A 13,515-nucleotide genomic window follows, 5' to 3' on the forward strand; every position below is an offset into this window, starting at 1 on the left:
CTCGATGATGAAGCGATGGTTGAAACGTTTCATTGCGGTGCCGACGATCCTATGCACCAGGTCACTTCAGCCTCAAGAGTCCTGCACGCACCTCATGGGCAGCCTCATGGACAGACAGTGTCCGCCGACGGAAAGATGACAAATGCACGCAACACCGCTCGCTCCCGTCACTGCCCGAGCCGCCCGGAGGCCGCCTTCATGAGCGCCCGTCCCCTGCCCGTCAGCACCCCCGCCGCCCAGGGGGTGGACGCCGCGGGCATCCACGCCTTCCTCGACGCCGTCGAGGCGGCGCCGGACATCGAACCGCACAGCCTGATGATCCTGCGACACGGACAGCTGGTGGCCTCCGGCTGGTGGGCGCCGTACACGCCCGACCGACGCCATCTGCTCTACTCGCTCAGCAAGAGCTTCACCTCGACGGCCGCCGGATTCGCCGTCGCCGAAGGGCTGTTGCGCCTGGACGACCCCGTGATCTCGTACTTCCCCGAGTTCGAGGCCGACATCACCGACCCGCGCAGCCGCGCCATGCTCGTACGCCATGTGGCCGCCATGGCCAGCGGCCACCTCGAAGAGACCTATGCGACCTCGATCCGACGCGACCGCGAGGAGATCGTACGGGGATTCCTGCTCTTCCCGCCCGACCGGGACCCCGGGACCGTCTTCGCCTACAACCAGCCCTGTACGTACACCCTCGCCGCGATCATCCAGCGCGTGGCCGGCCAGTCGTTGACGGAGTATCTGCGGCCCCGGCTGTTCGACCCGCTGGGCATCGGCGAGACGGGCTGGCTGCAGCGGCCGCCCGGACGCGACCTCGGCTTCAGCGGGCTGCACACCACGACGGACGCGATCGCCCGGCTCGGCCAGTTCTACCTGCAGGACGGCGTCTGGGAGGGGCGGCGGCTGCTTCCGTCCTCATGGATCGCGGAAGCGACCCGCGCGCACATCTCGACCGCGGACGGCACGCAAGAGGGCGAGCTGTCGGACTGGCAGCACGGATACGGTTTCCAGTTCTGGATGGGCCGGCACGGGTACCGGGGCGACGGCGCGTACGGGCAGTTCTGTCTCGTCCTGCCCGAGCAGGACGCGGTGATCGCGACAACCGCGGCGACCGAGGACATGCAGGGGCTGCTGAACCTGGTGTGGCGCCATCTCCTCCCGGCGTTCGGCGCCGAACCGCTCCCGGGCACGGCGGACGAGGGCGTGCGCCGCCGCCTCGCTGAGCTGGCCCTGCCACCCGTCGAGGCGAGCCCCGAGCCGCCGACGCGGGGCGACGGCTGGACGAGCGTCGTGTTCGCGCCGAAGGACGGTGAGTGCCCGCAGCAACGGACCCTGACGGGCGTCACGGTCACCGCCGATGCGGACGGGAAGAGCTGGGGCGTGTCGCTCGCGGAGGACGACGAGCCCATCGAGCTGCGGCTCGGCACGACCGGCTGGACCGTCGCCGAGGGCGGCCCGCCCGCTGCGGTGAGCGGAGGCTGGACGGACCAGGACACCCTGAGCCTCGACGTGCTGTTCCTGGAGACCCCGCACCGACTGACCGTGACCTGCTCGCTGCCGGACCGCACGTTCGCCGTGCGCTGGCACACGACACCGATCCACGGCGGCCGGCTGCGCTCGCTCCGGGCGCCCGTGGGGGATCGGGTGCGGTAGCCGAGGCGGGGACGTTTCGACGGCGGGCGTCGGCGGGTGTCAGCGGGCGTCACGGGACGCCATGGCGGCGGTGCCGCGCCTGATCGCCCGGCTCGCGAGTGGCGGCCCGTACTCGCCGAAGGTGTCTCCGCCGCGTTCCGGGGCTGCTCCGCCGTGCCGCGTGCTGCTCCGTCGGCGCGGGCAGCCCGCTCTTTCCGGTGACGTCGGCGCGGCGCGCGGCGGACGGCGAACTCGCCGAGCGTCCTGCTGTGACCTGAAGTAGCGTGAGGTTACCGGCGCCCGTCCGTGGCCTGCCGAGGTTCGGCAGGGGCTCCCGCGCGGCCGCCGACCGACGACATCACCGCGGTGAAGCAGGCCGATCAGGTTCGCGAGCCGATCGGGTTCGTGTTGGTCCGCGTGCGGCGCGCGTCTGTCACCAGCCGGCGTGACGACCTGCGGGCGGAGCGCTTCGAGATCAGACCGACTGTCCAAGGCAGGGATCCGGATGACTACCTATCGTGTCGCGCAGGTGACCACCCCCGGCGGTTCGTTCGAGGTCGTCGAGCGTGAGGTGCCGCAGCCGGGCCCCGGACACGTACGGGTCGTCGTCGACGCCTGCGGGGTGTGCCGCAGCGACACCATGTTCGTCAACGCCGGCGTCCCCGGAGTGACCTTTCCGGTGGTCCCCGGGCATGAGGTCGCCGGGCGGATCGCGGAGCTGGGTGAGGGGACACAGGACTGGGGCTGGCAGGTGGGTGACCGGGTGGCGGTGGGCTGGTTCGGCGGTGCCTGTGGCCACTGCACGCCCTGTCGGCAGGGCGACTTCATCGTGTGCGTGAACCTGAAGGTCCCTGGATGGGCGTACGACGGTGGCTACGCCGAGACGGTGGTCGTACCCGTGGACGCGCTGGCCCGGATCCCCGACGCGCTGGCGGCCACCGACGCGGCGCCCCTGGCCTGCGCGGGCGTCACCGTGTACAACGGCATGCGGCACAGCGCGGCACGGCCGGGTGACCTGGTCGCCATACTCGGCATCGGCGGCCTGGGACACCTGGGGGTGAAGTACGCGGCCGCGATGGGATTCGAGACCGTGGCCATCGCCCGTGGTGCCGACAAGGCCGACTTCGCCAAACAGCTCGGCGCGCACCACTACATCGACAGCACGGCCGGGACTCCGGTCGCCGAGGCACTGCAGTCCCTCGGCGGTGCGCAGGTCGTCCTGGCCACCGCGTCGAACTCCGCCGCCATCACCGCGACCGTCGACGGACTGCGTGCCCGCGGTGAGCTGGTGGTCCTCGGCGTGGACATGGAGCCGCTGGGTATCAGCCCGGTCCAGCTGCTGCTGGCGGGCAAGGCCGTCCGCGGCCACCCCAGCGGCACCTCGCAGGACATCCAGGACACCATGGAGTTCAGCGCCCTGCACGGCATCCGTCCGATGACCGAGGTCGTGACGCTGAACGAGGCCGACGAGGCGTACCAGAAGATGCTCTCCGGTGCCGCCCGCTTCCGGATGGTGCTCACGATGAGCTGACTGAGCTGACTCGGCAGCCCCACGGGATCCTGTGTGAGGCTGCCCAACCAGCAGTCGGCATATAAGTCAACTCCCGTTGTCTGTAGGGCAATTAATCGACCGCATAGTGGTCCCGTCGTCGTGCGTGGCCTAGCATCAGGCTTATCTGATACCCCTGGGGGTATACCTCAAGGAATCCGAGGAGCCGTCCATGTCCTCCAGTCGCCCCGCCTCCAGTCACTCCGCCTCCCGCGTCGCTCGTGACCACTTCCAGGTGTTGATCGTCGGAGGTGGAACCGCGGGCATCACCGTCGCCGCCCGCCTGCGGCGCGCCGGTGTCACCGGCATCGCGGTGCTCGAACCGGCCGACGTCCACTGGTATCAGCCGTTGTGGACCCTGGTCGGCGGCGGTCGGGCCCCACTCGGTGTCACCCGCCGTCCGGAGGTCACGGTGATACCCCGGCAGGTGTGCTGGATCCGCGAGGCCGCCACCACCGTCGACCCCGAGGCGCGGACCGTCACCACCGCCGCGCACCGTGTCATCGGTTACGACCACCTCGTGATGGCCCCCGGTCTCCAACTGGACTGGGACGCGACCCCCGGCCTCGACGCCGCCGTCGGACACGGTGCCGTATCCAGCAACTACGCTTTCGAGCACGCCCCGTACACCTGGGAACTCATCCGTGACCTGCGTTCGGGCACCGCTGTCTTCACCCAGCCGAGCGGACCGGTCAAATGCGGTGGTGCCCCGCAGAAGATCGCCTATCTGGCCGCCGATCACTGGCGCAGGCAGGGGGTCCTGGATCGCATCCGGGTGGTCCTTGTTCTGCCCGCCGACTCCATGTTCGGCGTACCGGTCTGGCGTCGTGCCCTCGAGCGCGTCGCCGACCGTTACGGGATCGAGGTCCGGCTGAACTCCGAGATGACCGCCGTCGACGGCACGGACCGCCAGCTGACCGTGGCCGACCACTCCACCGGCACCGAGGAGAGCCTCGCGTTCGACCTGCTCCATGCCGTACCGCCGCAGAGCGCCCCCGACTGGGTCGAGCGCGGCCCGCTGGCCGACCCCGCGAGTCCCTACGGCTACGTCGAAGTCGACAAGTACACCCTGCAACACCCGCGGCACCGCAATGTCTTCGCCCTCGGCGACGTGGCCAATCTGCCCACCTCCAAGACCGGTGCCGCCGTCCGCAAGCAGGCTCCCGTCGTGGTGGCGAACCTGCTGGCCGAGATCGACGGCGCGCGCCGTGAGCGGCGCCGCTACGACGGTTATACGTCGTGTCCGTTGGTCACGGCCCGCGACAAGGTGCTGCTCGCCGAGTTCGACTACGACCAGCGCCCCGCCCCCAGCATCCCCTTACTGGACACCACCAAGGAGCGCCGCGACATGTGGCTGCTCAAGCGGTACGGCCTGCCAGCCATGTACTGGCACGGCATGCTCAAGGGCCTCGTCTAGGGCCGCGCCGTCGGCGTCTCTCGCGGTCGCTGGCATGCCGCCGCCGTCCCTGAAGCACCAGCGCGAACGCCACCGTGAATACCCCCGCGAGTACCTCGCGAGATACCCCCCTGGGTATTTCTGTTACGGTGATTTCCCAGATACCCCCCGGGGTACTTTCATCCGGAAGGAGTCGAACCCGTGTTCTTCGTCGACACCCTGGAGTTCGAGGGCCTGGGCAACCGCAGCTACCTGGCCGGCGGGCCTGGCGAGGCAGTCGTGGTCGATCCCCCGCGGGACATCGATCAGGTCATCGCCGCGGCCGCCCGGCGAGGCGTGCGGATCGCGTACGTGGCCGAGACGCACCTGCACAACGACTACGTGAGCGGCGGGCTCGAACTGGCCCGGGTCACCGGTGCCCGCTATCTGGTCCCGGCCGCCGCCTCGGTGGCCTTCGCCCGCACCCCGGTCGTCGACGGCGACACCGTCACGGTCGACCGGGGCCTGGTCCTGAGGGCACTGGCCACCCCGGGCCACACCCCGCACCACACGTCCTATGTCCTGGAAGAGGACGGGCACGGGGTGGCCGCCTTCACCGGCGGATCACTGCTGATCGGTACGGTCGGGCGGCCGGACCTGGTCGAACCGCGGCTGACCGAGCAGCTGGCCCGCGCCCAGCACGCCTCAGCCCACCGTCTGGCCGAGGAGCTGGACGACGAGGTGCCGGTGCTGCCCACGCACGGGTTCGGCAGTTTCTGCTCGGGCTCCCAGGCCGAGGGGGACACCTCCACGATCGGGCGGGAACGCAGGACCAACGAAGCCCTGACCCGCGACGTGGACACCTTCGTCGCCGACCTGCTCGCCGGTCTGGACGATGTCCCGGCGTACTACGCGCACATGGGCCCGGCGAACGCCGCGGGCCCCGCGCCCGTCGACCTCACCCCGCCACGCCCGGCCGACGCGGGACAGATCGCCCAGCGGCTGGCGGCCGGTGAATGGGTGGTCGACCTGCGTAACCGTGTCGCGTTCGCCCAGGGGCACGTCGCCGGCTCCCTCAACTTCGAGGGCGAGGGCAAGCCGGCCACCTACCTGGCCTGGCTGATCCCGTGGGGAAAGCCCGTCACGCTGCTCGCCGACACACCCGAGCGGATCGCCGCGGCGCAGCGGGAACTGGTCCGGGTCGGTATCGACCGGCCGGTCGCCGCCGCCACCGGCAGCCCGCGGGACTGGGTGCCCGGCGGAGTGGGGCTACGGTCCTTCCCGCGCGCCACCTTCGCCGACCTCGCCGCCCGCCGCGGCCGAGGAGAGGACGTGCTAGTGCTGGACGTGCGGCGCGACTCCGAGCGCGCGGGCGGCTCCATAGAGGGCTCGGTGCACATCCCCGTCCATGAGCTGCCCGGCCGTATCGGGGAGGTACCCGCGGGGGAGGTGTGGGTGCACTGCGCGGGCGGGATGCGCGCCGCGATCGCCGCGTCCTTCCTGGACGCCGCGGGACGCGTCGTGGTCGCCGTCGACGACGCTTTCGACGCCGCCGCCGAGGCCGGACTGTCCCTCACCCGGTCCGATACGGACTGACCCTCACCCGGTCCGGTACGGACTGACGCTCATCGGGTCCGGTACGGACTGACGCTCATCGGGTCCGGTACGGACTGACGCTCATCGGGTCCGGTACGGACTGACGCTCATCGGGTCCGGTACGGACTGACGCTCACCCGGCCCCGTACGGACCGTCCCTCAGCGACTCCAGCACGGACCGCCCCCGCCGCACCATCCCTTCGGAGTGATGAACCCATGTTCTTCCGCAGTCGCGTCTCCGGTCGCCTCGTACCTGTCCAGGCCCACCGACGGACCGCCCACGGCGAGGCCGTCCTGCTCGACGTCCGTGAAACCGCCGAGTGGGAGGCGGGGCACGCACCGGATGCGCTGCACCTGCCCCTGTCGAGGCTGGTGGCGGGGGAGGCCCTGCCGCCCATCGCTCAGGGCAGGCCCGTCGTGGCGGTCTGCCGTTCCGGCCGGCGTTCCCAGCAGGCCGTCGAGATCCTGACCGGCCGCGGTGTGAAGGCCACCGATGTCACCGGCGGAATGGTCGCCTGGTCGCGGGACGGTCTGCCGGTGGCCGGACCGGACGGAGACGACGGTGTCATAGCGTGAGCGCGTTCGTCCTGGCGCTCCTCGCGGGAGCCCTGGTCGGTCTCGCGCTGGGCGCGCTGGGCGGTGGAGGCAGCGTCCTCGCGGTGCCCGCTCTGATCTACTTGCTCGGTTTCACCCCGGCCGCGGCCACCACCGCGAGCCTGCTGATCGTCACCGCCACCTCGCTCACGGCCCTGTTCGGCCACGCCCGCGGCGGCCATGTGCGGTGGCGGGCCGGCAGCCTGTTCGCGGCCGCCGGGATCCTCCCGGCGGTGGTGGCAGGGGCGGCCTCGGCCCGGCTGCCACAGCCGCTGCTGATCGCCGCGTTCGCCGCCGTGGCCGCCCTGGCGGCCATCCGCATGCTGCGCCCCTCCCGGGCCGCGTCCCCTGCGGAGCCCAGCGCGGTGCGACCTGCCAAGGCCCTCGGCACCGGAGCCGGGCTGGGCGCGCTGACCGGACTGCTGGGGGTGGGCGGTGGCTTCCTCGCCGTGCCGGCCCTGGTCACCGTCCTGGCCTTCGAGATGCAGGCCGCCATCGGCACCAGCCTGCTGATCATCTCGGTCAACTCGCTGGCCTCGCTGCTCACCCGCGGTGCCACGACGTCAGGCCTGGACTGGACCTTGATCGCACCCTTCACCGGGACCGCGATCCTGGGTGCCTGGGACGGCAAACGCCTCGCCGGCAAAGTCTCCGGGCCCATGCTTCAGCGCGTCTTCGCCGTGGTCCTGCTGGCGGTGGCCGCGTTCATGCTCGTCGATGCCCTGACCTGACCCCGGCCGGCCCCCGCGCCCTGCGCAGCCGGTTGACCACCGTCTTCAGTTCCTCGGCTGCCATCGCCAGTTCCACAAGCACTCCCCGCATATACCCCCACAGGTATCTTGTCCGCGCGGGGGTGAAGCACCAGAAAGAGAAGGAAATTCCCGTGACCCCCACTTCCCTTGCCCCGGACCAGGCCCACGCCCGGCTCCACGAACTGACCGTCATCGATGTGCGCACCTCCGGCGAGTACGCCTCGGGCCACATAGCGGGCGCCCACAACATCCCCCTGGATCACCTGGACGCGGCCCTGCCCGTCCTGAAGTCCGCCGCCGGGCGTGGTGAGCTCGTCGTGGTGTGTGCCTCCGGCGCCCGCTCGGCCCAGGCCTGCGCCACCCTCGCCGCACACGGCATCCCCGCCGCCACCCTCACCGGTGGCACCACCGCCTGGAGCCGGCACGGACACGACCTGCATCGTCCCGCCGACGCCCGCGCCGTCTGGCCCATGGACCGTCAGGTCCGCTTCGTCGCCGGGTCCCTGGTCCTCACCGGACTCGCCGTCGGGCAACGGTGGGCAGCGGCCCGCTGGTTGTCCGTCGGCGTCGCCACAGGCCTGGTCCACTCCGCTGTCAGCGGCAGCTGCGCCATGGCCCGAGTCCTGGCCAGGCTCCCGCTCAACCAGCCCCGCGCCACCGACCTCGACGCCACCCTCGCCGTACTGGCCGACTCCGACGAATTGACCGCATCAGGGCAGTAGTAGTCGAAAGACGGTGCTGCCGCGATCATCTCCGATCGCCAGACGTCAGCCTCGGAGATACTCCCGTCGGTGCCTCGGTCGTCCGCATACGGTGCGGTCACGCGGCCGGACGGGCATCGCCGATCCCGCCGCACAGCCGACAACCGAAGGGGAGGCGCTATGGCGAGTGTGGAAGTGTCGCTGAAGGAAATGATGACCGCGGTCGAGGGAGCGTTGGGGGCGGCCGTCGTCGACTACACCAGCGGCATGGCGCTGGGCACACTGGGCGGAGGCAAGGACCTCGACCTCACGATCGCTGCCGCGGGCAACACGGATGTCGTACGCGCGAAGGTGCGCACCATGGAACAGCTGGGTCTCAAGAGCCGGATCGAAGACATCCTGATCACTCTCGAGTCGCAGTACCACCTCATCCGACCAGCCACCGGACGCTCCGGCAACGGCCTGTTCCTCTACCTCGTGCTCGACAAGGCGCGTTCGAACCTGGCGATGGCCCGCCACCAACTCAAGCGCGTCGAAGAGCAGCTGGAAGTCTAGGCCGGCCGGATCCTCGGGCCGAAGTGCGCCCATGATGTGAAGACTTCTTCAAGTCACCACATCAGCATGATCCCAACAAGTGGATGCGCGCGGCCGGGAGCGAGAAGGATCGGTAGCGACGGACACATCCTGCGGCGGCGCCTTCCGGGCGTCGCCGCACCAGGTGAAGACCATCCCCACGTGGCAGGGAGCGAGCACCGATGCGGGTCCCCCTCTACCAGGCCAAGGCAGAGTTCTTCCGCATGCTGGGACACCCCGTGCGCATCAGGGTCCTCGAACTGCTGCAGCACGGGCCCGTCCCGGTACGCGACCTGCTCGCCGACATCGACATCGAGCCGTCCAGCCTGTCGCAGCAGCTGGCCGTCCTGCGTCGTTCCGGCATCGTGGTGTCCATCCGCGAGGGTTCCACCGTCAGCTACGCGCTGGCCGGCGGCGACGTCGCGGAACTCCTGCGCGCGGCCCGCCGCATCCTCACGGAGCTGCTGGCAGGGCAGAACGAACTGCTGGTCGAACTGCGGCAGAACGACACGTCGCTGCCACCGGTGTCCTCCAGCGGCTGACCCTGTGAGGGGCCGTGGGCCGCACCGCGCGCCGTGCGCCTGCCTACGGGGGACGACCAAGTCCTGCGTAGGGCCCGCAGCTCAAAACCCGGCGTCGCGGGACGCGCTGCCGTGTGCGGCGACAGGGCCCCACACCGCTCCGTCACCCTTTCGCGGGCGGCACACCGACCAGTTTGGCCAGGAACCGGTCGACCTGCTCCTCCAACGGAGGCCAGGGCAGTGCGGGTTGGTTGACGCGCAGCGACACCGCGCCATGGACGGCCGTCCGCAGATCCAGGGATACGGTCTCGGCGTCGCCCTGCGGCGCCAGTCCGGCGTCCATGCAGCGGCGGATCGCCGCGGTCGTACGCTCGGCCATCTCCTCCTTGAAGGACATGTCCGTGCGCCGGTTGAGCGTGCTCTCGTGCAGCACCTTGTACAGCCCTGGGTGCTCGCGGGACCACGCGCCGAGCAGCGCCGTGCGGGCGCGCAGCGCGGCCACCGGGTCGGTGGCGCCGGACTCCGCATCGTCCACGGCGCGCAGCAGGTCCGTGTGGCAGCGCTCCAGCGTGGCCAGTACCAGGGCGTCGCGGTCGGCGAAGTGGATGTAGACGGATGTCGCGGCGATGCCCACCTCACGAGCGACGGCGCGCAGCGACAGCGCCTCGTCGTCGGCGAGTTCGTCCAGCAGACGCAAGGCCGCGTCGACGATCTCGGCGCGCAGCCGCTCGCCCAAGCGTGTCTGAGGATCACGTTGCCCGGATACGGCAAGGACCAGTGACCTCCGACTGCCAGTCGATCTCCTTACCTGTTTGATCGCGGCTGGAAGAGACTGATGTCCTTTCGGTGGGGAACGGCGGGGGGACCAGCGATGACCACGACGAGAATCGACACCGTCCGGGGGGCGGACGGACCGTCGCCCCCGCCGAGGGCCGGCCGCAACCGGCTGGTGGGTGCGGCGCTGATCGTTCTGTCCCTGGCCGCTGCGTTGAGCTGCTATTTCGTCTTCACCACCTGGCTGCCCAACGATCGCACTCTGTACCGGGAGTACAAGGAGGCCAAGGCGTGCCCCGCCCGCAGGGTGATACCCAGGTCGGAGGACTGCCTACGGAAGGTCACCTTCACCGTCGAGGGCACCCGGACGACCACCAAGAACATGCGGGCGACCCTGCTCGGCCCGGAGCCCTTCCCGAGGACGGTCGTGCCGTTCGGCGACCGGGGGCCGGTGTTGAGCGGGCTTCAGCGGGGGGACCGGGTCACGGGTACCGTGTGGCGCGGCGCAATCGTGGTGGTCGCCGAGGGGGACGTCCGGCAGAATTCCGCCGACGCGCCTCGCGACGAACCCCAGATGACAGCCGCCGTCGGCACGTTCGCGGGGCTGCTGGCGGCGTTGGCGCTGATGTTCGGTGCGATGCATCTGGCCAGGCCCCGCGACCCCGGACTCTTCACCTGGCGCCCGTACGGCAAGTGGCTGCTCATCGTCACGGGGGCCACCTGCGCCGTCGTGGGTCTGTCCACCGTGTGGACGGGCCTTCCGTGGTTGCTCGTGCCCACGGTCTGCGGGGCGGTCGTCGCAGGTACGGCGTGGTTCCTCCACCGAGACCTGCGGCTCGGACGGGTCGGCCGGTAGAACGGGCATGACATTGCGAACGACGGACGTTCAGTCCTGACCCTGCCGGCCGACGATGCTGGGAGTGGTGAGCGGCAGGCGCTGGTGGCGATCTGGTGGCTTGCCGATCCGAGGGTCTCCGTCTTCTTGAGTACGGGCATGAACTACGGGCTGTCCGCGGCTTGCTCCGCAGTCAGGACGAACGTTGTCGCTCCTCCCGCTCGGGAGCGGGAGTCGCGTTCGGTGAGTTCGTGGTGAGCCAGCACAAGCAGGTCGTCTGGCAGGCGGGTTCGGCCGGCGTCAATCACCTCGAGCACGGTCCAGCCGGGCCCGCGTACTGGCGCTTCGGCCGTGAGGACCGACAGAACCTCTGGGACGTGACCGACAACCCCCGCCGGGATGTAGAACTCGCAAAGGCCGCCTACGTGTCCGCGGGTCGGCGACTGGGCCGCGGCCAACAACGTCGAATTCGCCTACACACCGACCAGGAGCTCGTGGCTGAACCGCATCGAAGCCCAGTTCACCGCCCTGCGCCGCTTCACGTTGGACGGCACTGACCACAGCAGCCACAAGGAACAGGGCAGCATGATTCGCCGCTACATCATCCGGCGGAACAAGCACACCGTCGATATTCGCTTGCACACCATCGTCACTCGGGTCAACGTCGCCTGACACCTGACGAAGGCAGAGAAGATGACCACGCAGACCCACCACGTCGACCACGAACTCATCCAGGCCGCGGAGCACATCGCTCGCACTCGCTGTCGAGGCGACAACCACACCATGGCAGCCGCAGCCCGCGCCCAGTACGGCCGGATCGTCACCGCGGTGAACGCCTACCACTTCACGGGAGGACCCTGCGCTGAGCTGGTCCTCATCGGCGCGGCAGCCGCCCAGGGCGCCTACGAGCTGGACACGATCGTCGCCGTGGGCGACCGCGACCGGGGTGTTGTTCCCCCGTGCGGCCGGTGCCGTCAGGTCCTCCTCGACTACTTCCCCTCCCTCAAGGTCATCGTCGGCGAAGGGGACCGCATCCGAACCGTCCGTGTCCCCGACTTGCTCCCCGAAAGCTACATCTGGGCCGACCACCAGCTCGACGCCGAGTAAACCGCGCCACCCAGCACGAGCTGGTACCGCCGGCCGACAACAGGGCGAACGTTGCCTGATGCGGCACCGGCAGGCGGATCCCAGTGATGAGCTGATCAGCCAGTGGCCGCCGCTCCGCAGCGCACCCCGGTGCTGGGCTGCCTGTTCGGCTGCAGCAGTGCCGCTACCACCGAAGTCGTGGGACTGGCCGGTGTGCTTGGTGCCGTCCCCGTCCCGTATTGCTGTACGCCGACTAGGCCCGCACGATCACGTTCGGGCCGGGGCGTCACGGACCGCGGCCAGGTGGCGAGGCCGGGGACTGCTGCGGATGCTCAGCCTGCCACTGCCTTCTGCTGCGGCTCGGCGGGAGCGGGCTCCGAGGCGGCCACGGTGGTGTAGAAGACCGACGATCCCTGCTTGGTGCGGTGGGCATGGCTCTTGGCGACCAGCCCTTCGAGGGTGGTGCGCACGACCGTGGTCTTCACGCTGCGGTCGGGGTGGGCCTGCGTGAGCGCGGTAGTGATCTCGGCGGCGGAACGCGGCTCGCTCTGCTGCTCCAGGTGGCCGCGGATCAGCTCGACGAGGGTCGGCTTGGCGGCTGTCTCGGACGCCTTCACGGACGAAGCCTTGGCAGCGGGCTTCTTGGCAGTCGTCTTCTTCGGCTTGCTCTGCTTGGGTTCGGCGGAGGCCTGGTGAGGCACGGACGGCGCGGCTGCCTCGGCGGCGGGGCTCGCGGTGCCGAGAGCCTGCTGCATGTTCACCAGCACGGTGTGGTCTTGCTGCAGGGCACGCAACTGCTCCTGCAGGGCCTCGATCTCCTGACCGACACGGTCCTGCTCCTTGGTATTGCGCTCAAGGTCGCCCGTCACCTGGGCGATGTACTGTGAGGCCAGTTCTGTGGAGTGGGTCTGGCTTTGAGACATGACATGGGCCTTTCTGTGGTCCGCGGGCATGGCGGTCAAGGCAGGAGCCATGTGCGCGAACGGATGGAAGTGGGTGTCCCGTCTGAGATGACCGGATCACCCGCAGGACACAACTGCCGCAGCATGCGGCAGTCTAGAGATAGTACGCACGAGGGCAACCAGATGTTCCTGTCGCGTGATGCCTCACTCTCCTTTGCGGGGTGAGCAGTCGGCAGCGGCGGAGCACGTGAGGCAGCTGCTGACCGGTGTGCTGTCACTGTTGAACCGCCGCGTGGCCCACCCTGACCTGGAGAGACAGGCGCCAGGCGACTTCGTCGATATCCCGGCAGTAGCGTCAGGCAGCCGGCGAGCGCGAAGCCACCAGCCGGTCCAGGAACTCCTCGGCCTGGCGGGGTGAATGGCCACACAAATGTGCGAGCACCTCCATGTCATTACTACCGGCCTCGCCCGATGTGTAGGTGGCCAGGACCACTGCGGTCAGTTGCATGGCCCACTCACCCAGCGCCTCGTGGCTGCTCCGGCCCACAAAGCGGACCCCCGGCGCGGGTTGTGTCGCCCCGTCCAGCCACTCGACCGACTGCAACTCCGCGCTCAGGCTCGGCATCAG

Annotated in this window: 14 protein-coding genes and 2 pseudogenes; 12 read left to right on the forward strand and 4 right to left on the reverse strand. The window is 69.9% G+C overall.

Going from position 1 to position 13,515, the window contains the following annotated elements; all coding sequences use genetic code 11:
• Positions 1-198: 198 nt before the first annotated feature.
• The 6 genes from OG819_RS32465 to OG819_RS32490 all read left to right on the forward strand — a co-directional run bounded on the left by OG819_RS32465 (position 199) and on the right by OG819_RS32490 (position 7,474).
• Complete coding sequence (locus OG819_RS32465; RefSeq protein ID WP_266652149.1) at positions 199-1,650, forward strand: serine hydrolase domain-containing protein; 1,452 nt, start codon at positions 199-201, stop codon at positions 1,648-1,650.
• 484 nt (positions 1,651-2,134) lie between these two features.
• Positions 2,135-3,160 (forward strand): alcohol dehydrogenase, encoded by a 1,026-nt coding sequence (locus OG819_RS32470; RefSeq protein WP_266652151.1) that lies wholly within the window; start codon positions 2,135-2,137, stop codon positions 3,158-3,160.
• Between the two features lie 190 nt (positions 3,161-3,350).
• Entirely contained in the window at positions 3,351-4,595 is a 1,245-nt protein-coding gene (locus OG819_RS32475; RefSeq protein ID WP_266652153.1) for an FAD/NAD(P)-binding oxidoreductase, read from the forward strand.
• Positions 4,596-4,775: 180 nt separating this feature from the next.
• Positions 4,776-6,149, forward strand: a complete 1,374-nt coding sequence (locus OG819_RS32480; RefSeq protein WP_266638706.1) for an MBL fold metallo-hydrolase — start codon at positions 4,776-4,778, stop codon at positions 6,147-6,149.
• 216 nt (positions 6,150-6,365) lie between these two features.
• Entirely contained in the window at positions 6,366-6,725 is a 360-nt protein-coding gene (locus OG819_RS32485) for a rhodanese-like domain-containing protein (RefSeq protein WP_266638705.1), read from the forward strand.
• Positions 6,722-7,474: a sulfite exporter TauE/SafE family protein gene (locus OG819_RS32490; protein WP_266638704.1), complete on the forward strand. Its 753-nt coding sequence runs from the start codon at positions 6,722-6,724 to the stop codon at positions 7,472-7,474. The genes OG819_RS32485 and OG819_RS32490 overlap by 4 nt, the downstream gene beginning before the upstream one ends.
• 10 nt (positions 7,475-7,484) lie before the next feature.
• On the opposite strand, the pseudogene OG819_RS58675 reads toward OG819_RS32490, so the two are convergent.
• Positions 7,485-7,550, reverse strand: a pseudogene (locus OG819_RS58675) (transcriptional regulator); the annotation flags it as partial.
• Positions 7,551-7,626: 76 nt separating this feature from the next.
• On the opposite strand from OG819_RS58675, the gene OG819_RS32495 reads away from it, so the two are divergent.
• The 3 genes from OG819_RS32495 (at position 7,627) to OG819_RS32505 (ending at position 9,311) form a co-directional block, all read left to right on the forward strand.
• On the forward strand, positions 7,627-8,217 hold the full coding sequence (locus OG819_RS32495; protein ID WP_266638703.1) for a rhodanese-like domain-containing protein: 591 nt from the start codon (positions 7,627-7,629) through the stop codon (positions 8,215-8,217).
• 159 nt (positions 8,218-8,376) lie between these two features.
• On the forward strand, positions 8,377-8,751 hold the full coding sequence (locus OG819_RS32500) for a hypothetical protein (RefSeq protein ID WP_266418410.1): 375 nt from the start codon (positions 8,377-8,379) through the stop codon (positions 8,749-8,751).
• Positions 8,752-8,951: 200 nt separating this feature from the next.
• A complete protein-coding gene (locus OG819_RS32505) occupies positions 8,952-9,311 on the forward strand; it encodes a helix-turn-helix transcriptional regulator (RefSeq protein WP_266418412.1) in 360 nt (119 codons plus the stop codon).
• A gap of 142 nt (positions 9,312-9,453) precedes the next feature.
• On the opposite strand, the gene OG819_RS32510 is transcribed toward OG819_RS32505, so the two are convergent.
• Complete coding sequence (locus OG819_RS32510) at positions 9,454-10,026, reverse strand: TetR/AcrR family transcriptional regulator (RefSeq protein ID WP_266652155.1); 573 nt, start codon at positions 10,024-10,026, stop codon at positions 9,454-9,456.
• Between the two features lie 135 nt (positions 10,027-10,161).
• On the opposite strand from OG819_RS32510, the gene OG819_RS32515 reads away from it, so the two are divergent.
• The 3 genes and pseudogenes from OG819_RS32515 to OG819_RS32520 all read left to right on the forward strand — a co-directional run bounded on the left by OG819_RS32515 (position 10,162) and on the right by OG819_RS32520 (position 12,006).
• Positions 10,162-10,920, forward strand: a complete 759-nt coding sequence (locus OG819_RS32515) for a hypothetical protein (RefSeq protein WP_266652157.1) — start codon at positions 10,162-10,164, stop codon at positions 10,918-10,920.
• A gap of 405 nt (positions 10,921-11,325) precedes the next feature.
• A pseudogene (locus tag OG819_RS58680) lies at positions 11,326-11,571 on the forward strand (hypothetical protein); the annotation flags it as partial.
• A 21-nt stretch (positions 11,572-11,592) separates the two neighbouring features.
• Entirely contained in the window at positions 11,593-12,006 is a 414-nt protein-coding gene (locus OG819_RS32520; RefSeq protein WP_266638699.1) for a cytidine deaminase, read from the forward strand.
• A gap of 311 nt (positions 12,007-12,317) precedes the next feature.
• Here OG819_RS32520 and OG819_RS32525 read toward each other — a convergent pair whose 3' ends face one another.
• A complete protein-coding gene (locus OG819_RS32525) occupies positions 12,318-12,908 on the reverse strand; it encodes a hypothetical protein (RefSeq protein WP_266652159.1) in 591 nt (196 codons plus the stop codon).
• A gap of 334 nt (positions 12,909-13,242) precedes the next feature.
• Positions 13,243-13,512 (reverse strand): hypothetical protein, encoded by a 270-nt coding sequence (locus OG819_RS32530; RefSeq protein ID WP_266638697.1) that lies wholly within the window; start codon positions 13,510-13,512, stop codon positions 13,243-13,245.
• Positions 13,513-13,515: the final 3 nt, after the last annotated feature.

The organism is Streptomyces sp. NBC_01549, assembly GCF_026339955.1.
GTDB lineage: Bacteria > Actinomycetota > Actinomycetes > Streptomycetales > Streptomycetaceae > Streptomyces.

Excerpts from the sequence above, each read along its gene's own strand:
- OG819_RS32500 (WP_266418410.1), top strand. The coding sequence starts at position 8,377 with ATGGCGAGTGTGGAAGTGTCGCTGAAGGAAATGATGACCGCGGTCGAG.
- OG819_RS32530 (WP_266638697.1), bottom strand. The coding sequence starts at position 13,512 with ATGCCGAGCCTGAGCGCGGAGTTGCAGTCGGTCGAGTGGCTGGACGGG.
- OG819_RS32475 (WP_266652153.1), top strand. The coding sequence starts at position 3,351 with ATGTCCTCCAGTCGCCCCGCCTCCAGTCACTCCGCCTCCCGCGTCGCT.
- OG819_RS32505 (WP_266418412.1), top strand. The coding sequence starts at position 8,952 with ATGCGGGTCCCCCTCTACCAGGCCAAGGCAGAGTTCTTCCGCATGCTG.
- OG819_RS32465 (WP_266652149.1), top strand. The coding sequence starts at position 199 with ATGAGCGCCCGTCCCCTGCCCGTCAGCACCCCCGCCGCCCAGGGGGTG.
- OG819_RS32525 (WP_266652159.1), bottom strand. The coding sequence starts at position 12,908 with ATGTCTCAAAGCCAGACCCACTCCACAGAACTGGCCTCACAGTACATC.
- OG819_RS32520 (WP_266638699.1), top strand. The coding sequence starts at position 11,593 with ATGACCACGCAGACCCACCACGTCGACCACGAACTCATCCAGGCCGCG.
- OG819_RS32515 (WP_266652157.1), top strand. The coding sequence starts at position 10,162 with ATGACCACGACGAGAATCGACACCGTCCGGGGGGCGGACGGACCGTCG.
- OG819_RS32485 (WP_266638705.1), top strand. The coding sequence starts at position 6,366 with ATGTTCTTCCGCAGTCGCGTCTCCGGTCGCCTCGTACCTGTCCAGGCC.
- OG819_RS32470 (WP_266652151.1), top strand. The coding sequence starts at position 2,135 with ATGACTACCTATCGTGTCGCGCAGGTGACCACCCCCGGCGGTTCGTTC.